This window comes from Micromonospora sp. C41 (assembly GCF_018070485.1).
Classification (GTDB): Bacteria; Actinomycetota; Actinomycetes; order Mycobacteriales; family Micromonosporaceae; genus Micromonospora; species Micromonospora chalcea.
This window is the reverse complement of sequence record NZ_JAGPXP010000039.1, coordinates 1-24,683: the sequence shown is the minus strand read 5'-3', so window position 1 is coordinate 24,683 and position 24,683 is coordinate 1. Positions and strand designations below refer to the sequence as shown.

Sequence of the window (24,683 nt, the reverse complement as noted above, 5' to 3'; positions counted from 1 at the left end):
CGCCTGCGCACCCTGACCCTACGGTCCAACGCCCGAAGCCTCCGTGCTTCGTAGCTTCGCCAGGGCGCGCAGGTACTCGTCCTCTACAATCCGGTCGAACGCTGCTGGCTGCGCCCCCGCGTGCACGACCTTCCGCGTAAGCCGCGCCTGCTCCCAGAACCTCAAGCCGATCTCGGTGGCGAAGATGTCAGCCGCCAGCAGTCCTCGCAACTGGCTCTCAGGCATCCCGCCCAGTTGCCAGGTCGTGGCCCAGAAGTTGAGGATCAGATTGATGTAGGCCCGCTGCCTCCGCCGTTCAGGGGCAGGGTCCTGGGTCAGCGACCCCCAGCACTCCATCAGCACGGCATCATCTATGGCCATCTTGAGCAACAAGGCGTGCTGGTCACGTTGCGCGTATTCCAATGCGATGCGGTCCTGCCTGTTTTGACTGATGGTGGTGGCGACCACACCCACGAGAGCCAGCGCGGACAGAAGCATGGAGACCGAGCCGTAGGCTTGGCCGATATTCGCCAAGCGCTCCCAGTCGGTACTCGGATCGAAGGCGTAGTCGATCAGGGGCGGGGAGAGCAGCAGCGCAAGCCCTCCCAAGAAGACCAACAACGCCCAGACGGCTACGCCGCGAACACTCCTCATCTACGCAAGGCTAGTTCTCCCATCAAAGTTGATCAATCGAACGCGCCGCCACCTGGCACCCCGATCCTCCTGGCTCTGCACCCACCGCAGAACCGGCACGCCGTGCGGCAGGTTCTGGTGTGCGGGTGGGTGCGCCGGGTATGACGGAAACATGAGGGCGAGTTTCCGTCTGGGTCGGATCGCCGGCGTACCGGTCGGCGTCAACTGGAGTGTCCTGGTCATCTTCGTGCTGATCGCGTGGGCGCTGTCGGCGAGCCTGTTCCCCGCCTCGTACCCCGGTCACTCCCCCGTCGCCTACGTCGCGGCCGGCCTGGCCGCCGCCGTGGTCTTCTTCCTCGGCCTGCTCGCCCACGAGGTGGCGCACGCGGTGGTCGCCAAGCGCAACGGCATCGAGGTCGAGGGCATCACGCTCTGGCTGTTCGGCGGTGTCGCCGAGCTGAAGGGCGAGGCGAAGGACCCGGGCGCCGAGCTGCGGATCGCCGGGGTCGGGCCGCTGGTCAGCCTGATCATCGGCGTGTTCTTCGCGGCGATCGCGGTGGCGGTGGCCGCCGCGGGCGGGCACGGGCTGCTGCTCGGCGCGCTGGCCTGGCTGGCGGGCATCAACGTACTGCTGGCGATCTTCAACGTGCTGCCGGCCGCCCCGCTGGACGGCGGGCGGCTGCTGCGCGCGGCGGTGTGGAAGTTCACCGGCGACCGAACCAAGGCGTCGGTGGTGGCGGCCCGCGCGGGCTGGGTGCTCGGCGTCGTGCTGATCGGGCTGGGGCTGTGGCGGTTCTTCACCGGCGCCGGGTTCGGCGGGTTGTGGCTGGCGCTGATCGGCTGGTTCCTGCTCGGCGCCGCCGGCCAGGAGGAACGCGCCGCCCGGATGGGCGACGCGCTGCGCGGCATCCGGGTCGGCGACGTGATGACGCCGCAGCCGCAGACCGCGTCCGGCGACCTCACAGTGGCCGACTTCGTCGACCACTACCTTTTCGCGTACCGGCACTCCGCGCTCCCACTGACCGTCGACGGCAGGCCGGTCGGTCTGGTCACGCTCGATCGGGTACGCGGCATCGCGGCCGACCGCCGTGCGTCGACCACGCTGGCCGAGGTGTCCTGCCGGGCCGACGAGCTGGTGCTCGCCCGCCCGGACGAGCAGCTCACCGACCTGCTGCCCCGGCTCAACGAGTGCACCGACGGCCGCGCTCTCGTGGTGGTCGACAACCAGCTTGTCGGCATCGTCTCGCCCAGCGACATCAGCCGCGCGGTGCAGCGCGGCAGCCTGCGCCAGCAGATGCCGGCCGGGCGTTGAGTCAGTCCCGGGGGAAGTAGCGGTCCATCTCGGCGGTGCGGAACTTCCCCTTCGGGTCGAACTCGCGCAGCAGCGCGGCGAAGTCGGCGTGCCGGGGGTACGCGGCGGCGGGGTCGCGCTCGAACAGCTTGCCCCAGTGCGGGCGCGGCGCGAACGGGGCGAGCCGTTCCTCCACCTCGGCCAGCACCGGCGCGACAGCGACCGGATCGCCGATCCAGGTGAAGTGCAGCGCCAGCGAGTCGCGCCGGAAGTTCGGGCTCAGCCACAGCTCGTCGGCGGCGACCGTACGCAGCTCGCAGATCTGGAGCACGGCGGCGATGCGGTCGGCGACCGGGTCGAGCGCGGCGAGCGCCGCCGTCGCGTCGGCCCGGGCCACGTGCCACTCCGACTGCAGCTCGTCGCCGCTACTGGGGGTGAAGCCGAGCCGGAAGTGCGGCAGCCGCTCGTGCCACGGCCCCGGCTCGCCGAGCTGAGCGGTGCAGTGCTCCGGCGACATGCCGGGCACCGGGTGCCGGGGCGAGTCGGCGGCCACCGTGTCCAGCCAGTCGGCGGGCGGCGGGGCCTCGTCGGCGTACTGCTTCACCCACACCTGGTCGAAGCGCTCCGAGCGCCACGAGGTGAAGACGCTGACGCTGTACGCGGCGTCGAGCGCCTCGTCCAGCGCGGCGCGGGGCAGGCCCAGACGGACGTGCTGCCGGATCTCGTACGTGGGCACCACGTCGAGCGTGAGCCGGGTGACCACGCCCAGCGCGCCCAGGTTGACCACCATCCCGGCGAAGCGCGGATCGGCCCGGTCGACGGTGATCAGGTCGCCGTCGGCGGTGACGAGTTCCAGCGCGGCGACGGCGGCGGCCAGGTTGCGGTTCCGCGCGCCGGAGCCGTGGGTGGCGGTGGCGACCGAGCCGGCCACCGAGATGTGCGGCAGCGACGCGAGGTTCGCCAACGCGTACCCCTGGGCCTGGAGCGCGGTGGCCAGGTCGCCGTAGCGGACGCCCGCCGCGACGGTGACGGCGCCGCGGTCGGGGTCGAGCGCGACGGCGGGCGGCAGGCCGTCCAGCGCGATCTGGGTGCCGGTGGTGTCGCCGAGCCGGTTGAACGAGTGGCCGGTGCCGACGGCCCGGACCAGGTCGGCCTCCGCGACCAGCCGCCGCAGTTCGTCGGTCGAGGTCGGCCGCGATCGGGTACGCGCCGACCAGCTGACGTTTCCGGCCCAGTTCGTGTCCGTCATGCGCGCCATCATCCGCCATCATGCGCCGACAGGGTTGCCCCGGCCACTCGGCGGGAATCCTGGCGGGATGAGCAGCTACCGCGACCCGAGCCTCCGCGGCGACGTGTACCCGTCGGAGGAGGAGATCGACCCGACCGGCGTGGACCCCGACGCTGCGGAGATGCCGCCCGCCGGTGTGGGACCCGCCGGTGTGGGGGTGACGCCCGCCGCGACCGCCCCGGTTCCGGGGCCCACGCCGGAGCCCGAGCCCGCGCCGGTGCCCCACCCGGGGCCGCCGCCGCGCCAGGGGGCGGGCCGGTCGATCGTGACCCGGCACCTGGACGGTTCCGTCGAGGTGGTCACGGATCTGGACGGCGACGGTGTGGCCGACGTGGTGCAGATCGACCTGGACGGCGACGGCGTACCCGACGTGACGTACCTGGACAGCGACCGCGACGGCCGCCTCGACACGGTCCGCCGCGCCACAACAAGCTGACCCGCCCGCCGCCCACGCGACTCGGCGACGATCTTGGAGTTCTGGCGTCCACACCGCCGTTGATCATGCGGTTGCCGCCCCGACAAGAGCCGTAAATCCGGCACCGGAAGGGCCGCAACCGCAAGATCGCGGGGTTTGTGGGGGGCGGCGCGGGAGTGCCTCCCGTAACGCGAGATTGTTGTTCCGCAAGGTGGGACCGCTGGAGATCTTGGTACGGAAGGGCCCCTATAGGGGCCGTTCCGTACCAAGATCTCGACGGGAGGCGGGAGGCGGGAGGCGGGACGGGCGGCGGACAGGGCCGGGTCAGATGTGGGGCATCACCTCGGCGGCTACCAGCTCCAGGTGGTCCAGGTCGGTCAGGTCCAGCACCTGGAGGTAGGCCCGGGAGCTGCCCGCCTCGGCGTACCGGCCGAGCGTCTCGACCACCTCGGCGGGCGTGCCGGCGGCGCCGTTGGCGCGCAACTCGTCCGGGTCGCGCCCGATCGCCTCGGCGCGCCGCTTCACCTCGGCCTCGTTGCGGCCGCAGCACAGCACGAGCGCGTTGGACCAGGCCATCGTGGACGGATCGCGGTCGATCTCGGCGCAGGCGTCGCGTACCCGCTGGAACTGCGTGACGGTGTCCTCGACCGAGACGAACGGCAGGTTGAACTCGTCGGCGTACCGAGCGGCCAGGCGGGGCGTGCGCTTCGGTCCCATGCCGCCGAGCAGGATCGGCGGGCGGGGGCGCTGCACCGGCTTGGGCAGCGCCGGCGAGTCGCTGACCGGGTAGTACGTGCCGGGGGAGTCGAACGTGGAGCCCGCCGGGGTGGACCAGAGCCCGGTGATCACCGCGAGCTGCTCCTCCAGCCGGTCGAACCGCTCCCCCAGCGGCGGGAACGGGATGCCGTACGCGGTGTGTTCCTCGGCGTACCAGCCGGTGCCGATGCCCAGCTCGACCCGGCCGCCGCTCATCTGGTCGACCTGCGCCACCGTGATCGCCAGCGGGCCGGGGAGCCGGAACGTGGCGGCGGTCATCAGCGTGCCGAGCCGGATCCGGGTGGTGTCGCGGGCCAGCCCGGCGAGCGTGGTCCAGGCGTCGGTCGGGCCGGGGTCACCGCTCACCGAGCCCATCTTCAGGTAGTGGTCGGAGCGGAAGAACGCGGCGAAGCCGGTCTCCTCCGCACGCCGGGCCACGGCGAGGAGCTGGTCGTACGTGGCGCCCTGCTGGGGTTCGGTGAAGATCCGCAGTTCCATGCCCCGAGCATATGGAGCCGGCCGGGGCGGGGCAGCGCGACCTGTCATTCCTTGCCAGGCATATAACCGATGAGGCATATTGAAGGCGTGACAGTCGACGCCTTCGCCGTGCTGGCCGAGCCCTCCCGGCGCCGCATCCTGGACCGGCTGCGCCGGACCGAGAGCAGCGTCGGCGAGCTGGTGGACGCGCTGGGCATGAGCCAGCCGGCCGTCTCCAAGCACCTGCGCGTGCTCCGCGACGCCGGACTGGTCACCTGCCGTACTGCCGCGCAGCGGCGGATCTACCGGGTCGACACCGCGCCGCTACGAGCAGTCGACGACTGGCTCGAGCCCTACCGGTCGATGTGGACCACGCATCTCGACGCCCTGGAACGCCATCTCGACAGTCAGGAGTGACAGATGGACCGCGACTCGTTCCGCCCCGGCCCACTCGCCCGGGTGAGGCTGACACCCGAAAACGAACTGGTCTTCGTCCGCGACCTGCGGCACCCGCCGGAAACCGTGTGGGCCGCGCTCACCGACCCGGATCGGCTCGCCGAGTGGGCGCCGTTCCTGGCCGACCGTGACCTGGGCCGCCCCGGCGACGCCGTACTCAGCGCCGTCGACGGCGACCAGAGCTACCCGGCGCCGGCCCGGGTGCTGCGCGCCGACCGGCCGCACCTGCTGGAGTACACCTGGGGCGACGACCTGCTGCGCTGGGAGCTGACCGCCAACGGCGACGGCACCACGCTCACGCTGCGGCACCGGGTCGGCGGTCCCGACCTCGCCCCGATGACTGCCGCCGGCTGGCACATCTGCCTCGACGTCGCCGCGCATCTGCTCGACGGCGACCCGGTCGGCCCGATCCGGGGCGCGGAGGCGAAGGACTTCGGCTGGGCGGACCTGCGCGACGCGTACGCCGAACGCCTGAACCGCGACTGACGACTGCGGTCACCCGGTCCGGCGGCGCAGCCACCCGGCGGCGCCGCCGACAAGCGTCGTTCCGATGGTGGTGCCGATCGCCACCAGCGCCGCCCCGACCGCCCACAGGCCGGTGTCGTCGGTCGAGGCGGCGTGCACCGCCCACGGAACGGTGAACGCCACTGTCATCACGGTCGCCACCAGCCAGATGTTCAGCCACCAGCCGGCGACGGCGGCCAGCGCGCCCAGGGTCAGCACCGCGGCGGCGACCTGCCAGACCGCGTACGGCCCGCTCATGTCGCCGGTCTGCGGGTCCACGGTCCAGCCGGACTCCCAGCTCAGCCAGGCCACCCAGGCGCCGGCCGTGGCCAGCGCCAGGAACAGACCGCCGAGCAGCGTACGTCTCGTCGTCACGCCTTCGATCCTGCCCGGCCGGCGGGGCTGGCGAATGAGCACGCGTACTCGATTTCGCCGCCGCGCACACGACGGTGTGCGCGGCGTGTGCGCCCGGTGCCAGCGGCCCTGGCCATCGTCGGCGTCATGAGTTACGCATTCGAAGCGGAGGGCCTGGTCAAGCGGTTCGGTACGACCACCGCGCTGGCCGGGATCGACCTCGCCGCACGCCGGGGGACCGTGCTGGGGGTGCTGGGACCCAACGGCGCCGGCAAGACCACTGCGGTACGGATCCTCGCCACGCTGTTGCGCCCGGACGGGGGGCGCGCGACTGTCGGCGGCTACGACGTGGTCACCGACGCCGCCCGGGTACGGCGGCTGATCGGGCTGACCGGCCAGTACGCCTCGGTGGACGAGGACCTGACCGGCACCCAGAACCTGGTGCTGATCGGCCGGCTGCTCGACCTGAGCCGCCACGAGGCGCGGGCGCGGGCGGCGGAGCTGCTCGCCTGGTTCGGCCTGACCGACGCGGCCGGACGCCCGGCCAAGACGTACTCCGGGGGTATGCGCCGCCGCCTGGACCTGGCCGCGAGCCTGGTCGGCCGGCCGGAGGTGATCTACCTGGACGAGCCGACGACCGGGCTGGACCCGGCGAAGCGGGAGGAGATGTGGGGCGTGGTCCGCTCGCTCGTCGACGACGGGTCGACGGTGCTGCTGACCACGCAGTACCTGGACGAGGCCGACGCGCTCGCCGACGAGATCTCGGTGATCGACCACGGCCGGGTGATCGCGCACGGTACGCCGGGCGAGCTGAAGCGGATCGCCGGCAGCCAGACGATCGTGGTCCGGCCGACCGATCCGGGCCGGATCGGCGCGGTCGCCGAGATCCTGCGCGCCGCCACCGGGACCGATCCCGAGCTGCCCCGGCCGGGCGTGCTGACCGTGCCGGTGGACGACGACACCCCGTTCACCGCTGTGGTCCGCCGGCTCGACGACGCCGGCATCGGAGTGGTCGAGCTGGCGTTGCGGCTGCCCAGCCTCGACGAGGTGTTCTTCACGTTGACCGGCCACGGCGCCGAGGAGCAGGCGGAGGTGGCGGCATGACCACGACGACCCGTACGGCGACGCCGCCGCCCCGGACCGGCACGCCCCGCGCCTCCGCCCGTCCGTTCGGGCTGGTCCGGCACAGTCTCGCGCTGGCCGGCCGCAGCCTGGTCAAGACGATCCGGACCCCGGAACAACTGCTCGACGTCACGCTCCAGCCGGTCGTCTTCGTGCTGATCTTCGTCTACCTGCTCGGCGGCGCGGTCGCCGGCTCGCAGCACGAGTACCTGCAGTTCCTGCTGCCCGCGATCATGGTGCAGACCGTGCTGTTCGCGTCCATCGCCACCGGCGTCAGCCTCAACACCGACGTCGAGAAGGGCGTCTTCGACAGGTTCCGCAGCCTGCCGATCGCCCGGTCCGCGCCGCTCGTCGGCTCGGTGGTCGGCGACCTGGTCCGGTTCGTGGTCTCCATCGCGGTGCTGCTGGGGTTCGGCTACGCGCTCGGCTTCCGGATCGGCACCGATCCGCTGTCCGCGCTCGCCGCCTGCCTGCTGACCATCGCGTTCGCGTTCGCGGTCAGCTGGATCGGCGTGCTGCTCGGGGTGCTGATGCGCAGCCCGGGCGCGGTGCAGGGCACGGCGTTCCTGCTGCTGTTCCCGCTGACCTTCGGCACCAACATGATGGTGCCGACGGACACGCTGCCCGGCTGGTTGCAGTGGTGGGTCGGGGTCAACCCGGTGGCCGACGTGATGGAGGCGGCCCGGGGTCTGATGATCGGCGGCCCGGTGGCCGGGCCGGTGACCCGGTCGCTGCTCTGGACCGTGGCGATCATCGCGGTGTTCGCGCCGCTCGCCGTCCGCGCCTACCGCCGCCGCGCCTGAGGGCGCCTCATCCAGCCGGGTCGCCGCCCACGAACGCGAGGGCGTCGGCCCGGCTGCGGCCGTGACCCCGGGCGTACGCGGCGGCGTATCCGTCCTCGCCCAGCTCGGCGCGCAGCCGCTCGGCGAGCCGCTGCGCGTCGGGATTGGAGCGGTCCGGCCGCCCGCGCAGCGAGTCGGAGACGCCGAGCAGTTCGGCGGCCCGCTCGTACCGGCCCTCGGCCACCGCCAACGCGACCCAGCCGACCGTGACGATCGCGACCACCGGCATGTCCCGGGCGGCGAGGCTGCGCGTGGTCGCATCGTCGAGACAGCGACGCGCACCCGGAAGGTCACCGCGGGCCAGCGCCAGATGGCCCGTCTCGGTCAGCAGCAGGGCACGGAACTGCGGGGCGGCCAACGGCGTCTCGTCCTGGCGGCGCGTCGCCTCGGCGAGGCACTCCTGCGCCTCGTCCAGCGACCCCTCGGAGCGGGCGATGCTGCCGAGCATCATCAGCCCGAACGCGCCGTCCCGGCCGTCCCGGTCGGTCACGAACCGGCGCAGTTCGGCCTTGGCGCCGGCCACGTCGCCGGAGCGGGCCCGGATGGCGGCGAGCCAGATCAGCTGGAAGCCGGGCTCGGAGGCCGGGTTGAGTTCCCGGGCCAGCCGCACCGACTCCTCCAGCGCCGCGGTCGCCGCGTCGAAGTCGCCGCGTTTGGTGAGCGCGTCGGCGTACTCGCTGAGCACGTGCGACAGGCTCATCCGCTCGCCGACCGCGCGCAGCTCCGCGGCGGCGTCGGTCAGGTCACGCAGCATGCCCTCGGCGTCGCCGTCGTTCTCCTTGAACTTGCCGCGTACCCCCAGCAGCGTGCCGTCGGTCCACGGGTCGGGATGCCCGCGCGCACGGTCGATCGCCGCGATCCCGGCCGCCGTGTCGTCGTCGAAGATCGACAGCATCGGCGCGAGCAGCCCCACGATCGGATGCTTGGTCCCCTCCACCGCCCGCAGGGTCGTGGTCAGCTCGGCGATCTGCTCCGGCGTCGGCCCCCGCTCGCCGCCTGCCAGCTCCGAACCGATGCGGATGGCGAGCACCACCGCCCGCTCCTCCGCCGGGGCCGGGCCGGGCAGCGCCAGCGCGCGGGCCAGCACGTCACCGCCGATGCCGCCGTCGCCCCAGATCACCAGCGGCAACGCCAGCCCCGCGCCGATGCGCAGCGCGGTGTCGGCGTCACCGGCGTCGCAGGCGTAGTGCAGCGCGCCGACGATGTTCTCCCGTTCCGCCTCCAGCAGCCGCAGCCACGGCAGCTGACCGGCCGTGCGCAGGTGCGGCTCCGCGGTCCGGACCAGCTCCCGGAAGTACGCCGCGTGCGCGGCGCGCGCCCCGGCCGACGCCCCGGCGGCGGCGAGCCGTTCCAGCCCGTACTCCCGGATGGTCTCCAGCATCCGGAACCGCCCGTCGCCGACCACCTGGAGCAGCGACTTGTCCACGAGCGCGTCGAGCAGCGCGGCGGCGGCCGGGCCGGCGACGCCGGCCGCCGAGTCGGCGGTGACCGACGCCGGGAAGACCGCGAGCCGTTCGGCGAGCTGCCGCTCGTCGTCGGTGAGCAGCCCCCAGCTCCAGTCCACCACCGCCCGCAGGGTGCGGTGCCGGGGCAGCGCGGTGCGGCTGCCGCCGGTCAGCAGCCGGAACCGGTCGTCCAGACCGGCCGCGACCTGCCGCGGCGACAGCGTCCGCAGGCGCGCCGCCGCGAGTTCGATGGCCAGCGGCAGGCCGTCGAGCCGCCGGCAGATCTCCACCACGGCCGCCACGTTCTCGCCGGTCACCGCGAACCCGGGCCGCACGGCGGCGGCCCGGTCGCGCAGCAACTGCACCGACGGGTACGCGAGCGCGTCGCCCGGCGTCGCGTCCGCCGGTGGCAGCCGCAACGGGGGTACGGGTTCCAGCACCTCGCCGACGATGCCGAGCGGCTCCCGGGAGGTGGCCAGCACGCGCAGCCCCGGACAGTGGCCGAGCAGGTCCTCGGCGAGCCGGGCGGCGGCCTCGACGACGTGTTCGCAGTTGTCCAGCACGATCAGCGTCTCGTCGGTGGCGATCGTGTCCACCAGGCGGCCGAGCGTGTCGCGGGCCGGCTGGCGTACCGGTTCCAGCTTCCGGTCCCGCCGCCCGAGCGTGTCGAGCACGGCCCGTGGCACGTCCGCCGGGTCGGTGATCGGCGCCAGCTCGACCAGCCACGCCCCGCCGGGTACGCCGTCGGCGAGCCGGCCCGCCGCCACGCTCGCCAGCCGCGTCTTGCCGGCTCCGCCCGGCCCGAGCAGGGTGACCAGCCGGTTGCCGGCGAGCAGCCCGGTGAGCCGGCGCAGGTCCTCGTCGCGCCCGACGAACGTGGTGAGCGCGGCCCGCAGGTTGCCCCGCGTCACGGCCGTCGGCTGCCGCGGGGCCGCCTCGCCGCGCAGCAGCTCCAGGTGCGCGGCCCGCAACTGCGGCGACGGGTCGACGCCCAGCTCGTCGGCGAGCCGCTGCCGGATCCGCTCGTACGCGGCGAGCGCCTCGGCGGGCCGCCCGGCGGCGGCGAGCGTACGCAGGTGCAGCTCGGCCAGCCGCTCCCGCAGCGGATGCGCGGCGGTCAGCTCCTCCAGCTCGGCGACCAGCAGTTCCGGCCGCCCGGCGCGCAGCTCCGCCTCGATCCGGTCCTCCTGCGCGGTGAGCCGCAGTTCCGCCAGCCGCGCCACCGTTGCCGCCGCGTACGGCGCGTCGGCGACCTCGGCCAGCGCCGGCCCCCGCCACAGCGCGAGCGCGTCGCGCAACGTCGTCCGCGCCGTCGCCGGGTCCCCGTCGCGAAGCGCCGCCCGCCCCTGCCGGGTCAGCCGCTCGAACCGCCCGGCGTCCACGTCGTCCGGGTCCAGGTCGAGCCGGTAGCCCGCCGGGCTGCTGCGTACCCCGAGCCCGGGCACCGCCCGGCGCAGCCGCGACACGAGCGTCTGCACCGCGTTGGCGGTGTCGGTGGGCGGCTCGTCGCCCCAGAGCGCCTCGGCCAGCGCGGGCACGCTCACCGGCCGGCCCGGGTCCAGCGCGAGGCGGATCAGCAGCGCCCGCAGCCGCGCCCCGGCGACGTCGAGCGGCCGGTCGCCGTCGCGGACCTCAAGCGGCCCGAGGATCCCCACCCGCACCATGTCACTCTCTCACCCGCCGGCGAACCGATGGTGGCAAGATCGCGGGCGTGACGAGTGTGTCCCGCCCGCTGCCACGGCTCGTGGGGCCGGAGGCGTTCGCGGACGTCCCCGCCGACCGGCTCCTGGCGGTGCTGGAGGCGGTCACGATGGTCCTCACGCTCCCCCACCGCGCCGCCGAGCGGGTGGACGCGCTGGTGGTGGCCACCGGCCAGGGCGAGGACTGGCGTCTCACCGACGCGATCCGCGCCTGGGAGACCGGCCCGGCGCTGCGGCACCTGCTGGTGGCGAACACCGACTCGGCCGAGCGGACGTACCGCCCGCTCACACTGGACCGGCTGCGCGGACTCGGTCTGCGCCGGGTCGACGGGGTCGTGCTCCAGGCCGAGCCGGTCACCGGCACCGGCCGGCAGGCCACCTGGGTCGTGGAGCAGGTACGGGCGCTGGGCATCGGCAGCGTCGCGCTCGTCGTCTCGCCGTACCACCTGGTCCGGGTCTACCTCACCGTGCTGCGGGCCTGCGACGACGCCGGCCTGCGGATCCCGATGGTCCCGCTACCAGTGGCTGTCGCACCGGACGCCCCGGTGCCGGAGACCGGCGCGGCCGGATACGACCTGGTGGCCGGCGAGGTCAGCCGGCTGCTCCGCTATCCCGGCCAGGGGTGGATCGCCACCCCGGAACGGCTACGCGACTACCTGCGCTGGCTCTGGTCCGCGCACCGTCCCCTGCTCACCGGCGCCTGACGGTTCCCCGGCGGGCTACGCGTCGGGGATGCGGACCGTGAGCACCCGGGTGAGGACGCGGAAACCGGCCGCGTCGTACATGCGGCGGGCCGGGTTGCCGTCGACCACCGACAGGCCGACGGACGGCAGTCCCGCCTCCCGCGCGCCGCGCAGCGCGTGGACGAGCAGCGCCCGCCCGAACCCGCGCCGCTGTGCCCGGGGCGCGACGCCGAGGTTGAGGATCCAGACGCAGTCGTCGTCGGTCCACGGCACCGGCCCGGCGCACAGCACGTGCCCGGCGCTGCGGCCGTCCGGGTCGATCAGCCGGGCCGAGGCGGGCACCAGGGGCGGCACCGGCTCACCGGTGTCGAACATCGCCCGCACCTGTTCGGTGTCGCTGGGCTGCCAGCGGCCGTCCGGGTGGTCCGGGCCGTACGCCGCGTCCAGTCCCTCGGCGAGTTCGTCGTCCCAGCCGGGGGCGCCGAGCGACCAGCCGTCCGGCAGCGCCACCGGTTCCGGCACGTCGGTCAGGTCGTGCCGCATGTCAGTGGCGGCCCGGTGCAGCTTCAGCCCGTCGGCCACCAGCGCCGCCGCCAGCGCCTCGTCCGGCGTCTCCAGCCGATGCCCGGCGAGGTCACGCCGCACCTGCGCGACGAGCCGGGTGAGCGGCGCCCCGGCCAGCGGCCTCACGCCGGCCGCGACCCGCGTGCCGTCGTCGTCCCGCAGCCGCATCCGGGCCAGCGGCACGTCGTCGGCATCGAACAGCAGCGAGTAGTGGAGGTGCGGCAGTACCGGCATTCGCGGCAGCGTACCCGGCGCGCCCCGCCCCCGCTTCCCCGCCGATCTTGGAGTTGTTGCGCCTGAATCGCCCTACTCGGTGGCATTCGTCAACCGCCACAACTCCAAGATCGACGAGAGCGCCCACGGGCGGGCAGGGTGCGGGGCCTAGGGTTGGGGGGTGAGCAGGGTCGATCGGGGTAGCAGGACGATCGGGGCCGCGCCGGCAGCGGTGTACGGGGCGCTCGTGGATCGGGCGGCCCTGGAGGCGTGGTTGCCGCCGGACGGGATGCGCGGGCGGATCGAGCGGTGGGATCCTCGGCCCGGGGGCGGGTTCCGGATGGTGCTCACCTATCTCGATCCGGCGGGCAGCCCGGGCAAGACGTCGGACGCCACCGACGTGGTCGACGTCGGGTTCGCCGAACTCGTACCGGCGCGCCGGGTCGTGCAGACCGCCGTGTTCCAGGCCGACGACCCCGCGTACGCGGGCACCATGACCATGACCTGGCACCTCGCGGCGGCCGGCGACGGCACCGAGGTGACGGTCACGGCCACCGGCGTACCACCGGGCATCGACCAGGCGGTGCACGAGGAGGGCATCGCGTCCTCGCTGGCGCACCTGGCCGCGTACCTCGAATCGGGCGGCTGACCTAGGCGGACGCCGGGATTGGCGGCGGTTTTTGCGGGTAGCCGCCCGCGGTGACCGGGCAGCGGGAGGGGCGCGACGGCCGGCGGGGGTCGTCGCGGCGCGCCGGCCTGGACGCGGAACGGTTCGACGAGGCGTGGGAGCGCGTGAACGAGCGCGGCCGGGCCGCCGGGCGGGACCGGATGCAGCAGCTGCGGGTCAAGTCCGTACTCGCCGTGCAGGCCGGGCTGGCGGCGGCGCTGGCCTGGGCCGTCGCGCGCTGGGTCACCGGCATGCCGAGCCCGATCTTCGCCCCGGCGGCCGCGGTCGCGGTGATCACCTCGTCGTTCGGACGGCGCCTCTCCAACACCGTCGAGCTGCTCGCCGGGGTGACGCTCGGCATCATCGTGTCGGACCTGCTGATCGGTGCCGTCGGCGCCGGGGTGTGGCAGACCGGCGTGATCGTCGCGGCGTCCGTCCTGGTCGCGCTGGCATTGAGTACGCGGGGCGGGATCGTGGGCAACGCCAGCGGTACGGCGGTGCTGCTCGGCGCGCTCTCCTCGTCCCGGCACACGCTGGAGTTCCCCCGCTTCGTGGACGCGCTGATCGGCGGCGGCGTGGGACTGGTGGTGACACTGCTGCTGGTGCCGATCAACCCGCTGCGGGTCATGCGGCGGGTGGCCGCGCCGACGTTGCGGCAGCTCGCCGACCAGCTCGCGGCGACCGCCACCGCCCTACGGCGACGCGACCACGAACTGGCCGACCGGGCGCTGAGCCGGTCGCAGGCGATCGGCACGGACCTGGGCCGGTTCTGGGACGTCTTCGGCGGCGCGAAGGAAACCGTCGACCTCGCCCCGGCCCGGTGGCCGAGGCGGCAATCCGTTCAGCATTACCAGCTCGGCGCGCCGGACGTGGACCAGGCGGTCTGGAACACCCGCGTGCTGGCCCGGCGGGCCGTGGTGCTGATCGAGGACGGGGAGCCGATCCCGGAGAGCCTGCCGGACGCCGTGGAGGCGCTCGGCGCGGCGGTGCACGCCGTACAGGAGGAGGTTCTCGCGGACCAGGGTCCGGAGGACGCCCGCCGGCACGCGCTGAACGCGGTGGCGGCGGCGACGCGCGCGGAGCTGGCCGGGACCGGGCTGTCCGGCACGGTGATCGTGGGGCAGGTCCGGACCGCCGCGAGCGACATCCTCCAGGCGACCGGGATGGACCGGGCGGAGGCGCTGCGGCGCATCCGGGAGGTGGCCGCCGCGCAGTCGTGACCCGGTCAGTCGTCCCCGCGGACGCGGGCGTGCAGGTGCATGTCGTGCCGTCCGTCGTCGTGCACGGCCGCGCTGCGCTTGGTGCCCTCCAGCCGGAACCCGGCCTTGACCGCCACCCGGCACGACGCGACGTTGCCGGTGGAGTGGTCCAGCCAGAGCCGGTGCAGCCGGCCGTCCGCGAGCGCCCACGCGCTCAGCGCCCGCAGCGCGCCGGAGGCCACGCCGGTGCCGCGGGCGGCCGGAACCACCCAGTACGCGCACGCGGCCTCGCCGTCGTCGAGGTTGACGCCGCCCAACGTCATGCGGCCCACCACCTCGTCGCCCCGGGTCACCGCCCAGCTCGCGCCCGTCTCCTCCTGCCACGATCGACGGGAGTGGGCGAACCACTGGAGGACCTGCTCCGGCGACGCGGGCCGGCGGGTGTGCCAGCGGCGGATCTCCGGATCCTGGTACGCGGCCAGGACGCTCGGCGCGTCCCCGTCCGCCCAGGGGCGCAGGACCAGGCCGCCCTCGGCGGGCAACGTCGGTTGCGGGCCGGCGGCCAACGTACCGGCGGGAACGGCGGGCGGTGTGGACACCTGAAAGCGCATGCCCGACTCTCCCCCGCCGACCACCCCACATGTCAATCGGGTTCAGATCGGCACGTGCGAGGGTCCACGCGTCACGTGGCCGCTCGGCTAGGGTGCGCTGGTGGCAGTGACGGCAGCGGGCGTCTTCCGGCGTACGCCGCGGGAACGGGCCGACCAACGACTCGCCTGGGAGCGCGCCGACCAGGCGTTCTTCGCGGCCGGGGCCTGCCACATCCTGGCCTGGGTGTGCCGGGACACCTACCCGGACCGGCCGATCGGTCTCGCGGGGTTGCGGTTCGCGGGCGAGCGCCAGGTCTTCCACGTGTACGCGACCTGGGCGGACTGGGCGTTCGACCACGCCGGATGGAACCGGGAGGCGGACCTGCTCGCCGCCAACCGGGAGTTCGAACGGCGTCCACTGGACCGGATCGGGATCACGGGCGACCTCGCCACGTTCTGCCGGGCCCAGCATCACCGCATGCCGCACCAGTACTTCGGTGATCCGCTCCCCCGCGCCCGCGACTACGTGAACCGGCATCCCCCGCCGGTGAGCAGGTAGGCGACCCGAATCAGCGCCGGCGCACGGCTCGCCACGAACTCGGCCAGCACCGCCCGCTCGTCCTCGTCCACCGCACCACCCTCGTCTCCTCGTTCACCAGTGACAGACGCGCGGGGACGCCGCCGCTATCCCGGAATCGGCGAGAATCCTGCTCAGGGCCCCGCCTACACTGCGCCGCGTGGACCAGGCCGCACCGCACACCGTCGCCTCGATCGCGCACGACCTGCGCACGCTCGGCGTCACCAAGGGCGACGTCCTGCTGCTGCACTCGTCGTACCGGAGTCTCGGGTTCGTCGCCGGGGGCACCCACGCGGTGGTGCTGGCGCTGCTGGAGGCGCTCGGTTCGGAGGGCACCCTCGTGGTGCCGACGCACACGCCGGACAACACGGATCCGGCCGGGTGGCGGCATCCGCCCGTACCGGAGGCGTGGTGGCCCGTCATCCGCGAGCACACCCCGGGCTTCGACCCGGCGCGCACGCCGAGCCGGTGGATAGGCGCCGTCGCCGAGACGGTACGCACCTGGCCGGGCGCCCGCCGCAGCGACCATCCGCAGGTGTCGTTCGCCGCGCTCGGCGCGCACGCCGCCGACGTCGTGGACGGACACCGCCTCGACGACGCGCTGGGCGAGGGCTCACCGCTGGGCGCGGTCTACCGGCTCGGCGGCAAGGTGCTGCTGCTCGGCTGCGAACACAGCTCCAACACCTCGCTGCACCTGGCGGAATGGCGGCAGGCGTCGCCGCCGCGGGCGGTGACGGGTTCGGCGGTACGGCTGCCGGACGGAACGAGCCGGTGGACCACGTGGACCGACGTCGTCACCGACGAGGACGACTTCGACCGGCTGGGCGCCGACTTCGAGGCCACCGGCGGCGCGACGGTCGGCCGGGTCGGCAGCGCGACGGCCAGGCTGATGCGCCAACGCGCGCTGGTCGACTTCGCGACCGGGTGGATGGCCACCAACCGCACGGGCTGATCGCCGTCCCCGTCCGCCGCCCGGACTCACACGACGGACGGGGCGCTCGACTCACGCGGGGCGTTGTTCGTTCTCCTCGCCAGGAGGACGCTGGCGGATCGGCTCGGTCGTGTGGCCTTCGGACGGCGGCGGCATCAACAGCGCGGTCGGGTCCGCACCCGACGGTACAGCGGGTCCACTCAACGCCGCGGGCGCGTCGGGATACGCGGCGCCGCTGTGTTCCCGCAGGTGCTCGCGGAGTTGGGAGATCATCCTGTCCACGGAGGACGGCTCCGTGACACCCTGGATACCCATCGCCTCGTTGGGCGCGATCCCCAGCCAGAGGTCGACAGCCACCCGGCCGGAGACGAGCAGTTTGATGATCTGGCGCTGCGTGTAGTGCCCGAACTGTGCACCCATGTTCGGCCCGTTGCCGATGGCTCCCGAGAAGACCCCGCCGCTGTTGCCGTCGGAGCCGGGTTTCCACTGCTCGTTGAAGACGCTCACCCGGTCCGCGGACGTCTCCATCCCGTCCACGTTGCCGAGCGCGTACTCCTTCGTGGAGTCGCGGATCGTGAACCCGGTGGCGATGTCGAGCACGCACTCGTACACCGGCAGGCGCCAGTTCGACATGTAGACGATCATGATCTTGTACGCGGAGTAGCGGAGTTTGCCGTCCCGTCCCCTGTTCCAGTGGAACGGGAGAACCGAGAACAGCTCGGGGATTCCGTAGAAGACGAGATAGGGCTGCCTGCCCTGGGAAAGCTCGGTGGGGTGGATGTTCAGCCGCCGGTAGCCCATCTGCGCGATGGCTTCCTCGGCCCCGTACAGCCAGGCGTCCATCTCCTGATCGGTCGCCCGGGGATAGGCGCGCCGGCGCGCCTCCGCATAGTTCAGGAGCCCGATGAGCCCCAGGACGACGAGCACGGCGCCGCCGACCCCACAGAGGAATCCGAGACAGATCGCCGCGTCACCGACGGCGAACATCACCAGGGCCATCAGCAGGAGTCCGCCACCGAATGCCAGCTTGACGTACTGGGCTACCGGCGTGGACGGTTCGGGCGCGAAATACTTGCCGGCTCGCTCTGCGCGTTGTTCAGGATGCATCAGATCCCCTGGTTTCGGCTGAGCCCCTGCCAGGTCGGGCACTCGACAGCAGGAACGTGGTTGATGATCTCGCGGGCGCGATCACTGCCGACGCCCGACAGCGCCGCCTGAAGGCCGCGCAGCCTGGAGCGGTCGGTCGGAATGCCACGGATTTCGTAGTAGTCCTCGATGATCAGCGCCCAGAGGGCTCGCAAATGGTTGCTCGTACGGCCGGGCTCGATCTGAATGCCGATCTGCAGCAGATTCTCCATCGCCCGGATCACCTCGTACCGGTACCCGCCGGGGCGTCGGCCGCCGAGAGCGGCCAGCACCCGGTAGTAGTAGACATCGACTTCGCGTGGATACATGTTCACGAGCGTGTTGAAGCGCTCCAGGGCCCGCGCGTACGCCCCATTGTTGAGAGCAGCGACCGCCTCGACGAATTCCGGGTCGACGCGGATCTGCTCCGGGAGCAGGTCCGCCAACGGCGGCCAGGCCTCAGCCAGCGTGGCGAGCGGGATGATCCACGAGATCCGCAGCCTCTTGTCCATGTCGGCGGTCGAAACCATGCCGACGACGCGGCCCGACGTGACGTCGACAACGGGGCCGCCGCTGTATCCGCGCTGGATCTGGCCGTCGAATCCGGGCAGACCGTTCACCTGGATGAGCTTCCCGGTCTCATCAGGCCCGATGACCTGGACCCGGGTCCGCTGACCGCGGTCGTCCGCCGCCGAATACTGTTCCGGAAAGCCGAGCGCGTCGAGCGGCGTCTCCGGCCGCGGCGGCGCACTGGGCCCGAGCGGCGCCGTAGGCCAGCTCTCCGGCACGTCGACGACTGCCACGTCGGTCCCGTCGTACCGGCCCGGACTCCAGCCCGGCACCGCGTAGCGGGTGGAACAGACCTGGCCCGAGCCCCAGCCCCCCGGCGCCTCCGCCCAGCACCGGACCCGGCCCTCGACCACGTGAGCGCACGTGAGGGCCACGCCCGGCGCCACGACGAATGCGGTTCCCAGCACCTCCGACGGAGCACCATCATTCGTCGTGGCTCGGATCCGCAGCCGCCAGGGTTCAGAGGAGGTGATCATTTCGGTGCGGAGTCTTCCCGTCGCCAGACCAGTTCGACACCGAGGTTTCCTTCGTACGCGGTCTTCGCGATGACGGCGTTCATCTCAGCCGTCATCTTCACCGCGAAGGTGAGCTTGACCTCGCTCGGCCCCAGGTCCTCGCGGAACACGCGCATGGCCTCCAGAGCCGCCGCGCGGACGCTCCGAAGGGACTCCTCGAAGGATCTCGGTTCGGTACGACCGCTGCGGCCCACCGGCCCGATGCCGGCGCTCTCGCCACGAATATCAAGGTCCTGACCATCGACCTCGATGAGAACCGGATCCGCTCCATGCACCGCGAATTGCCTGGTAACTGGCACAGCACTCCTTCGGACGGAAGGAAAAAGAGGTCAGCGGGACAATGCAGACGACGCGACAATGCGTCGATGACGACCGGCGTGACGCCCGCAACTTGCGAGGATCGTTCAACCGGCTTGAAAAAGATCCTGACGTTCGCGCACTGATGCCAGGATCAGGCATTCGGCCGGTTCGATTGTCAGCAACACGACTTCTGGTCGAATATCGCGCTCTACTGAGGACTGGGCCGATGCCTTACGGCATCTCGCATCGATCACTACTCCTGGTGGACCCCTGCGGACTGGACGCGGACTAGCAGGCAGACTTCTGGACGAAGGTCTCGCGTTCCCCGGTGTCCGGGTCGTCGGCCCAGTGCCACAGGCTCACATTCCCTCGCCAACTGCGCCGCGTATCCAGCTCAAGGCTTACCTTGGCATCCTTCATCGTCAGGATTAGATGGCCGTCCGCTGCCAGGTCACCCGGGCGCAGCTGGCCGCTCCCGGAAACCGTGTCGTTCGGACCGAACACGGCCGCAGAGACCGTGAAGGAACGGTCTGGCTCGATCTTGACGACCCCACCCTGCCGGGACTGGAAAACGCCGCACAGAGCGTCGATGCGGACCGGCCACAGTGACCTCCAGGCCAGGGCACACGGCAGCAGCGCGATCAGTAGGCCGACGGCCACAAGCAAGACCTTTCGCCTGCTCACGCCCGTCTCCTGTCGATGTCCGCCGTCGGCATGGCCGGCGCCGCTTCCGCCTTCATCCCGGCAGCGTAGGCGGTGATGCCGCCAACCATTCCTCGCCTCAGCTCATCTCCGCGGTGGGTCCGCACATCGCGGAACTGGCCCGCGTCTAGCTGGTCGGGCTGCCGCAGGCTCAGATGGGCGGCATCGAACGCACCCGCCCTCGGGTACGGTGACGCTTCACGAGTCGTGCCCTTACCGGTGATGGCCTCGCCGTTCAGGAGGTGACGCGCGTGAGAAGGACCAGCCGCATGGTGTGGTGGCCGCTCAGCATCTTCCTGATGGCGGCGCCGGCAGCCTGTACGTCCTCAAGCGGTACCGGCCAGGGTGAGGCCAGACCACCCGCGCCAACTGCGTCTCTGGGCACCGACCCCAGCGCGTCCCCGTCAGCTGACGTGGGCGCCGGGCAGGAGTCGTGCACCAAATCGGTCGATACGATCACGGAACCGCCGGCGGGTTATCGGCTCGTGGGAGAGGACGTCGCGGTACCTGCCCGGCCGGTGCTTCAAGTAGCGGAATCGGGGCAACCGGACCCGGCAGCCCGGCTGTTCGCCAAATGGGGCCTGGTCGTACGCGGCGGCGCAGTGGTCGACCTTCGGGTGGCAGCCGGCTGGGAGGACAAGGCGCGTCTCGGATGGGGCTCGTCAGTGGTGCCGGCCGTGAGCGCCCACGTGCGCGCCTGCGCACCTGTCGATGACCGACCTCAGTGGCTGGCCTTCGTCGGCGGCACCTGGGTTGCGCGGCCGGCCTGCCTACCGCTCACCATCACGTCGCGGGGGCAGACGGCGCACGTACAACTAGGTGTCGGTGTCCCCTGCGACGGAACCACGCCGCCGAGTTCGTAGGAATCCTGAGCTTGAAGCTTACTTGTCTAGGGCTCGAGCGTGGTGGGCATGCCGAAGGCGGCGACGTGACGGGCACCGATGAAGGCGTTGCTTTCTACGATCTTCCCGTTCTCGATCCGGAGTACGTCGACGACCAACGCCTCGTAGTGCCGGCTGCCGGGCCGGCGGAGATAGTTGATCAGTGCCGGGCGCCCGTTGGCCGAGGTGGGGAAGGTACGCCAGTCGAGCGGTCGGCCGAGGAACTCCGCGGCCGCGTCGATCCCGACGACCGGCGGCTCGGGCGGCATCGTGATCCGTACGTCCTCGGCGAGCAGTTCCCGTATCGTCTCCGGGTCCTTCGCGTCGGCGTAGCGGCGCAGGATCTCTTCGTCCTCACTGGTGAGCTGCGGGCGGCGCCATTCCTTCGGGTCCGACGGAGCGCGCCCCCGGAGGGTGTGGCGGGCCCGCTGGAGGAGGCTGTTGACGGCCGCTACGGCGGTGTCGAGCGCGACGGCGATCTCCTGCGGCGTCCAGCCGTGGACGTCGCGCAGCACGAAGGCCGCCCGCTGCCGCGGCGGCAGGTACATGAGCGCCGCGATCACGGCCAGCTCGACGGTCTCCCGAGCGGCGAGACCGGCCTGCGCGTCGTCGGCCAGCAGGGCGTCGGGATAGGGACCGAGCTCGGTGGACCACTCCAGCGGATCACCGTACGGCACCGCCCGTCGACCGGCCGCCTTGCGGCTGTCGAGGAAGACGTTCGTGGCGATCCGATACAACCAGGTACGCGCCGACGCCCGGCCCTCGAAGCGGTCGCGAGCCCGCCAGGCACGCAGGAAGGTCTCCTGCACCAGGTCGTCCGCGTCGGTGACGTTCCCGGCGAGGCGGTAGCAGTGGACGTGTAGCTCACGCCGGTGCTCGTCGAAGGCGCGCCGCAGCCAGATCGCCTGCTCGTCAGACGAGTCGGGCATGTGATTTCCCCGGGGCTGAATGGTGCTCACAACCGTACTGACGACCGCGGACCGCATCCGTCATCGGTCACCGATGACACTCGCCGACTCGGTCGTCTGTACCTGTGACCGATCCCCACTCCACGAAGGAGACAGCCATGACGGCAACCCCCGCGTCCAGCGCCGCCGCGCCCCCGGTCGTCGACCGGGAGACCTGGCTGCGCAAGCGCGACGAACTGCTCGTACGGGAGAAGGCCCACACCCGCGAAGGAGACGCGATCGCAGCCGCTCGTCGTCAGCTACCGATGACCTTGATGCCGACGGTGACGGTGCGGGGCCCTGGCGGCGACACCCCGCTGGTGGAGGTGTTCGAGGGCCGCCGGATGCTCATCGCCTACTTCCATATGTGGCACGACGGCAATCCGTACGAGCATCAGTGTGAGGGGTGCACCTTCTCGACCTGTCACATGCAGACGCTGGACTACCTGCATGCTCGGGACGTCACCTACGCCGTCTTCTGCGAGGGTCCCTACGACGAAAGCGCCCCGTTCGCGGAGTTCATGGGCTACAGGTTCCCCTGGTATTCGGCGAAGGACTCCGACCCGGCTCTGGCCGACGGTCGTCACTTCGGGTTCATCGCGTGCTACCTGCGCGACGGCGACAAGGTCTACGAGACCTACTGGACCACCGGGCGGGGCGTGGAGGCGTTGATGACCACCTACCACGCTCTGGATCTCACGGTGTACGGCCGGCAGGAGAACTGGGAGAACTCGCCTGAAGGCTGGCCGCGGGTCGCCGGGCACCCGTGGCGTCTCGACGGCCGCCCCACCGCGCAATGGTCACGCCCCGGCGTTGCACCGCGATGACGTCCTGATCGTAGTTGAGCTGGGGAAACGGCTGGTGGGGCGGGCGGGTTTCGACCCCGCCACCGAGGAATCATGAGATCAAGATGGGCGACCCAGCGACCTGCCTGAATGGGGCTCTCACCAGCGGAAACACCTCTCGATATCTCTCACCACTCCCCCAGAGGCGGTCGGCCTCTTGCGGACTGGGTGCGAACTGCCCGCAAGCCTCTCGTCCCGCAAGAGTTGGCTACCCATCGAGCGCCTTCTGCCCCGCCGACAGCTCCTGTCGAAGCCGTCCCACCTCATCAGGTGGGGCGTCCGGGAATCTGGGCACTGCTTCAGCGATTCCCTCCACCGCCTCCTCACCGATCACCTGACTGATGGCATCCCATAGGACCCTTCGCGCCCGAGACGCTTGAGGGCCGATCAGCCACTCGTCGATGAAGCGGTCGACGGTCTCGGCGTCTGCATGGCCGCCTGCCATACTTGAACCGATCCGGTCAATCGAGCGGGTGAGGCATTCAAGGAAGCGAGCTACCTCAATCGCCCGGTCAAGTGGGACGGTCACCGTTGATTCGTCGCGGTTCACATCCAAGGCTGCCCCTCTGGATCAAGATGCCGTCGCAGACCGTCCAGATCCTCGACGGATAGCCGCCAGTCTGCCCCCGTCCCCCGGATAGGTGCCAAAAACTGCGGTGCCCGGTTGGGGTCAAGGATGGCTGTAGGCCATCGGCATACCGACGCGCAGCGCCCTTGACGCCGGGCGGGTGGCGTAGAGGATCGGGCACCCGGGGACGGTTCACGCCCTGGTCCTCATCGTCGTCAAACCGCATTCGGCGACCTACGAGAGGCCGGGGGCAAGCAGCTCCGCTGCGCGGCAGCCGATCGCCCCAACCTCAACTGGGAGCGACGCCTACGCCGATCGTCCCGCCTCACAGCCCTTCAAGCCCTTGGTAGGCCCCGTCAGCGTGGCCGGCCGGCCCGGCCGATGCCGGCGCTTGCGCCGCCAGCAGGCCGCCTTGATCCTAAAGAGGCCAATTCGGCAGTTCGCGGTGTAGAACTCTTGTCTTCCGTCGGCTGATGCGCGACACCCGTCCGCCAACTGATCGGCGACACCTACGCGCTGGTCGCGGCATGAGCGAGCGTCAGCGATGATGGCGCGACCGTTCAGATGGGGAAACGATGACGACACGACCGACTCTGTTCCTGACGGTAGGACTGCCAGGCACCGGGAAGACCACAGAAGCGCGGCGCATAGAAGTCGAGGAGCAGGCTCTTCGCCTCACGAAGGACGAGTGGGTAAAGGCCCTGTACGGCCTCGCGAACCCGCCGTCGGCCTCGGACGTGATCGAAGGACGGCTCATCGAGATTGGGCTGCGCGCCCTCAATCTCGGCATCAACGTCGTCATCGACTTCGGCCTCTGGGGTCGAGATGAGCGCTCCGCGCTACGGCAGGCAGCTGCCGACCTCGGCGCGGCGGTGGAGATGCGCTACTTCGAACTCCCACCGGCCGAGCAACGGAGACGACTCGACCAACGCCAAGCCGAAGAGCCGCACACGACGTGGCACATGTCCGACGAGGAACTCGACAGGTGGGCTGCCCTCATCAGCATCCCGACCGAAGGGGAACTCGACGGCAGTGAACCCGTCGACTGCCCGCCGGCAGAATTCGCGACGTGGGAGGACTGGCGCAGGCATCGCTGGCCTCCGTCGGTCCCCTGACACCAAGGATTCCGAACCAACCACCCATCGGCAGACCGCACGTCCCGACGCCCACTGATGTGCCCCGGTGACGAGCTGGTGTTCACATCCCCAACGGGCGAGGTGTTGCGTAACAACAACTTCCGTCGCCGGGTCTTCGACCGGGCTTCGGCGTCGATCGAGCTTGCGAACCGGACGCCGCACGAGCTGCGGCACAACGGCGGCCAGTGTCGCGGTGGCGGAGGGGCCAATGTGAAGGCGGCCATGACCTCGACGCAGTGCACCCGAGCCGTCGGCACCATGGCTGAGCTGGAGAAACGGCTTGGTGGGGCGGGCGGGGTTCGAACCCGCGACCGAGGGATTATGAGATCAAGATGGGCGACCCGGTGACCTGCCCGAGTGGGCTCCTACCAGCGGAAACACCTCTCGACGTCTCTCACCACTCCCCCA

The 24,683-nt window shown here is 71.7% G+C and carries 26 protein-coding genes; 13 read left to right on the top strand and 13 right to left on the bottom strand.

The features are described from left to right. Window positions 1–18: 18 nt before the first annotated feature. On the bottom strand, window positions 19–633 hold the full coding sequence (locus KBX43_RS28060) for a DUF6082 family protein (RefSeq protein WP_210888179.1): 615 nt from the start codon (window positions 631–633) through the stop codon (window positions 19–21). Between the two features lie 151 nt (window positions 634–784). On the opposite strand from KBX43_RS28060, the gene KBX43_RS28055 reads away from it, so the two are divergent. Next, complete coding sequence (locus tag KBX43_RS28055) at window positions 785–1,924, top strand: site-2 protease family protein (protein WP_064448204.1); 1,140 nt, start codon at window positions 785–787, stop codon at window positions 1,922–1,924. A gap of 1 nt (window position 1,925) precedes the next feature. On the opposite strand, the gene KBX43_RS28050 is transcribed toward KBX43_RS28055, so the two are convergent. Continuing rightward, entirely contained in the window at window positions 1,926–3,152 is a 1,227-nt protein-coding gene (locus KBX43_RS28050) for an FAD-binding protein (RefSeq protein ID WP_282101094.1), read from the bottom strand. Window positions 3,153–3,219: 67 nt separating this feature from the next. Between KBX43_RS28050 and KBX43_RS28045 the strand changes: the two genes are divergently transcribed. Continuing rightward, window positions 3,220–3,627: a hypothetical protein gene (locus KBX43_RS28045; RefSeq protein ID WP_064448203.1), complete on the top strand. Its 408-nt coding sequence runs from the start codon at window positions 3,220–3,222 to the stop codon at window positions 3,625–3,627. Between the two features lie 303 nt (window positions 3,628–3,930). Here the strand turns inward: KBX43_RS28045 and KBX43_RS28040 are convergent, their stop codons facing one another. Then, on the bottom strand, window positions 3,931–4,860 hold the full coding sequence (locus tag KBX43_RS28040; RefSeq protein ID WP_210888172.1) for an LLM class F420-dependent oxidoreductase: 930 nt from the start codon (window positions 4,858–4,860) through the stop codon (window positions 3,931–3,933). A gap of 87 nt (window positions 4,861–4,947) precedes the next feature. Here KBX43_RS28040 and KBX43_RS28035 point away from each other — a divergent pair, with 87 nt between their 5' ends. Then, window positions 4,948–5,256 (top strand): helix-turn-helix transcriptional regulator, encoded by a 309-nt coding sequence (locus KBX43_RS28035; RefSeq protein ID WP_104115004.1) that lies wholly within the window; start codon window positions 4,948–4,950, stop codon window positions 5,254–5,256. Window positions 5,257–5,259: 3 nt separating this feature from the next. Beyond that, entirely contained in the window at window positions 5,260–5,781 is a 522-nt protein-coding gene (locus tag KBX43_RS28030) for an SRPBCC family protein (protein WP_166456699.1), read from the top strand. A gap of 9 nt (window positions 5,782–5,790) precedes the next feature. Here the strand turns inward: KBX43_RS28030 and KBX43_RS28025 are convergent, their stop codons facing one another. Next, on the bottom strand, window positions 5,791–6,174 hold the full coding sequence (locus tag KBX43_RS28025) for a hypothetical protein (protein WP_043329122.1): 384 nt from the start codon (window positions 6,172–6,174) through the stop codon (window positions 5,791–5,793). A gap of 126 nt (window positions 6,175–6,300) precedes the next feature. On the opposite strand from KBX43_RS28025, the gene KBX43_RS28020 reads away from it, so the two are divergent. Both KBX43_RS28020 and KBX43_RS28015 read left to right on the top strand, forming a co-directional pair. Then, window positions 6,301–7,257: a daunorubicin resistance protein DrrA family ABC transporter ATP-binding protein gene (locus KBX43_RS28020; protein WP_043331034.1), complete on the top strand. Its 957-nt coding sequence runs from the start codon at window positions 6,301–6,303 to the stop codon at window positions 7,255–7,257. Next, entirely contained in the window at window positions 7,254–8,078 is an 825-nt protein-coding gene (locus KBX43_RS28015) for an ABC transporter permease (RefSeq protein WP_064448199.1), read from the top strand. The genes KBX43_RS28020 and KBX43_RS28015 overlap by 4 nt, the downstream gene beginning before the upstream one ends. A 7-nt stretch (window positions 8,079–8,085) precedes the next feature. Here KBX43_RS28015 and KBX43_RS28010 read toward each other — a convergent pair whose 3' ends face one another. After that, entirely contained in the window at window positions 8,086–11,223 is a 3,138-nt protein-coding gene (locus KBX43_RS28010) for a BTAD domain-containing putative transcriptional regulator (RefSeq protein WP_210888169.1), read from the bottom strand. 50 nt (window positions 11,224–11,273) lie between these two features. Here KBX43_RS28010 and KBX43_RS28005 point away from each other — a divergent pair, with 50 nt between their 5' ends. Next, window positions 11,274–11,966 (top strand): hypothetical protein, encoded by a 693-nt coding sequence (locus KBX43_RS28005; protein ID WP_374226030.1) that lies wholly within the window; start codon window positions 11,274–11,276, stop codon window positions 11,964–11,966. Between the two features lie 15 nt (window positions 11,967–11,981). Here KBX43_RS28005 and KBX43_RS28000 read toward each other — a convergent pair whose 3' ends face one another. Next, entirely contained in the window at window positions 11,982–12,743 is a 762-nt protein-coding gene (locus KBX43_RS28000) for a GNAT family N-acetyltransferase (protein WP_210888167.1), read from the bottom strand. 160 nt (window positions 12,744–12,903) lie between these two features. Here KBX43_RS28000 and KBX43_RS27995 point away from each other — a divergent pair, with 160 nt between their 5' ends. Then, a complete protein-coding gene (locus KBX43_RS27995; RefSeq protein ID WP_210888163.1) occupies window positions 12,904–13,371 on the top strand; it encodes an SRPBCC family protein in 468 nt (155 codons plus the stop codon). A gap of 50 nt (window positions 13,372–13,421) precedes the next feature. Beyond that, window positions 13,422–14,609 carry an aromatic acid exporter family protein gene (locus KBX43_RS27990; RefSeq protein WP_210888160.1) on the top strand — a complete coding sequence of 396 codons (1,188 nt, stop codon included), beginning with the start codon at window positions 13,422–13,424 and terminating at the stop codon, window positions 14,607–14,609. Between the two features lie 5 nt (window positions 14,610–14,614). On the opposite strand, the gene KBX43_RS27985 is transcribed toward KBX43_RS27990, so the two are convergent. After that, window positions 14,615–15,199, bottom strand: coding sequence for a GNAT family N-acetyltransferase (locus KBX43_RS27985; protein WP_210888155.1), 585 nt, complete (start codon window positions 15,197–15,199; stop codon window positions 14,615–14,617). Window positions 15,200–15,299: 100 nt separating this feature from the next. On the opposite strand from KBX43_RS27985, the gene KBX43_RS27980 reads away from it, so the two are divergent. Further along, window positions 15,300–15,737 (top strand): hypothetical protein, encoded by a 438-nt coding sequence (locus KBX43_RS27980; RefSeq protein WP_113972643.1) that lies wholly within the window; start codon window positions 15,300–15,302, stop codon window positions 15,735–15,737. Between the two features lie 178 nt (window positions 15,738–15,915). After that, window positions 15,916–16,707, top strand: a complete 792-nt coding sequence (locus tag KBX43_RS27970) for an aminoglycoside N(3)-acetyltransferase (protein WP_210888153.1) — start codon at window positions 15,916–15,918, stop codon at window positions 16,705–16,707. Between the two features lie 51 nt (window positions 16,708–16,758). Here the strand turns inward: KBX43_RS27970 and KBX43_RS27965 are convergent, their stop codons facing one another. From KBX43_RS27965 to KBX43_RS27945, 5 genes are all read right to left on the bottom strand, one after another. Then, window positions 16,759–17,793 carry a hypothetical protein gene (locus KBX43_RS27965; RefSeq protein ID WP_187693404.1) on the bottom strand — a complete coding sequence of 345 codons (1,035 nt, stop codon included), beginning with the start codon at window positions 17,791–17,793 and terminating at the stop codon, window positions 16,759–16,761. Next, a complete protein-coding gene (locus KBX43_RS27960; RefSeq protein ID WP_210888150.1) occupies window positions 17,793–18,857 on the bottom strand; it encodes a serine protease in 1,065 nt (354 codons plus the stop codon). Before KBX43_RS27960 ends, KBX43_RS27965 begins: the two co-directional genes overlap by 1 nt. Continuing rightward, entirely contained in the window at window positions 18,854–19,195 is a 342-nt protein-coding gene (locus tag KBX43_RS27955; protein ID WP_069088884.1) for a CU044_2847 family protein, read from the bottom strand. The genes KBX43_RS27960 and KBX43_RS27955 overlap by 4 nt, the downstream gene beginning before the upstream one ends. A gap of 289 nt (window positions 19,196–19,484) precedes the next feature. Next, on the bottom strand, window positions 19,485–19,880 hold the full coding sequence (locus KBX43_RS27950) for a hypothetical protein (protein ID WP_064448191.1): 396 nt from the start codon (window positions 19,878–19,880) through the stop codon (window positions 19,485–19,487). 907 nt (window positions 19,881–20,787) lie between these two features. Continuing rightward, a complete protein-coding gene (locus KBX43_RS27945; RefSeq protein WP_210888147.1) occupies window positions 20,788–21,708 on the bottom strand; it encodes an RNA polymerase subunit sigma-70 in 921 nt (306 codons plus the stop codon). A 137-nt stretch (window positions 21,709–21,845) separates the two neighbouring features. Here KBX43_RS27945 and KBX43_RS27940 point away from each other — a divergent pair, with 137 nt between their 5' ends. Next, entirely contained in the window at window positions 21,846–22,553 is a 708-nt protein-coding gene (locus tag KBX43_RS27940) for a DUF899 family protein (RefSeq protein WP_043331028.1), read from the top strand. Between the two features lie 226 nt (window positions 22,554–22,779). On the opposite strand, the gene KBX43_RS27935 is transcribed toward KBX43_RS27940, so the two are convergent. Further along, complete coding sequence (locus KBX43_RS27935; RefSeq protein ID WP_307851610.1) at window positions 22,780–23,121, bottom strand: hypothetical protein; 342 nt, start codon at window positions 23,119–23,121, stop codon at window positions 22,780–22,782. Window positions 23,122–23,714: 593 nt separating this feature from the next. On the opposite strand from KBX43_RS27935, the gene KBX43_RS27930 reads away from it, so the two are divergent. Then, the gene (locus KBX43_RS27930; protein ID WP_069088881.1) at window positions 23,715–24,254 is read left to right on the top strand and encodes an ATP-binding protein; all 540 of its coding nucleotides are present in this window, start codon (window positions 23,715–23,717) and stop codon (window positions 24,252–24,254) included. Window positions 24,255–24,683 lie beyond the last annotated feature (429 nt).

Excerpts from the sequence above, each read along its gene's own strand:
- KBX43_RS28060 (WP_210888179.1), bottom strand. The coding sequence starts at position 633 with ATGAGGAGTGTTCGCGGCGTAGCCGTCTGGGCGTTGTTGGTCTTCTTG.
- KBX43_RS28055 (WP_064448204.1), top strand. The coding sequence starts at position 785 with ATGAGGGCGAGTTTCCGTCTGGGTCGGATCGCCGGCGTACCGGTCGGC.
- KBX43_RS28050 (WP_282101094.1), bottom strand. The coding sequence starts at position 3,152 with ATGACGGACACGAACTGGGCCGGAAACGTCAGCTGGTCGGCGCGTACC.
- KBX43_RS28045 (WP_064448203.1), top strand. The coding sequence starts at position 3,220 with ATGAGCAGCTACCGCGACCCGAGCCTCCGCGGCGACGTGTACCCGTCG.
- KBX43_RS28040 (WP_210888172.1), bottom strand. The coding sequence starts at position 4,860 with ATGGAACTGCGGATCTTCACCGAACCCCAGCAGGGCGCCACGTACGAC.
- KBX43_RS28030 (WP_166456699.1), top strand. The coding sequence starts at position 5,260 with ATGGACCGCGACTCGTTCCGCCCCGGCCCACTCGCCCGGGTGAGGCTG.
- KBX43_RS28020 (WP_043331034.1), top strand. The coding sequence starts at position 6,301 with ATGAGTTACGCATTCGAAGCGGAGGGCCTGGTCAAGCGGTTCGGTACG.
- KBX43_RS28015 (WP_064448199.1), top strand. The coding sequence starts at position 7,254 with ATGACCACGACGACCCGTACGGCGACGCCGCCGCCCCGGACCGGCACG.
- KBX43_RS28000 (WP_210888167.1), bottom strand. The coding sequence starts at position 12,743 with ATGCCGGTACTGCCGCACCTCCACTACTCGCTGCTGTTCGATGCCGAC.
- KBX43_RS27985 (WP_210888155.1), bottom strand. The coding sequence starts at position 15,199 with ATGCGCTTTCAGGTGTCCACACCGCCCGCCGTTCCCGCCGGTACGTTG.
- KBX43_RS27965 (WP_187693404.1), bottom strand. The coding sequence starts at position 17,793 with ATGCATCCTGAACAACGCGCAGAGCGAGCCGGCAAGTATTTCGCGCCC.
- KBX43_RS27960 (WP_210888150.1), bottom strand. The coding sequence starts at position 18,857 with ATGATCACCTCCTCTGAACCCTGGCGGCTGCGGATCCGAGCCACGACG.
- KBX43_RS27945 (WP_210888147.1), bottom strand. The coding sequence starts at position 21,708 with ATGCCCGACTCGTCTGACGAGCAGGCGATCTGGCTGCGGCGCGCCTTC.
- KBX43_RS27940 (WP_043331028.1), top strand. The coding sequence starts at position 21,846 with ATGACGGCAACCCCCGCGTCCAGCGCCGCCGCGCCCCCGGTCGTCGAC.
- KBX43_RS27930 (WP_069088881.1), top strand. The coding sequence starts at position 23,715 with ATGACGACACGACCGACTCTGTTCCTGACGGTAGGACTGCCAGGCACC.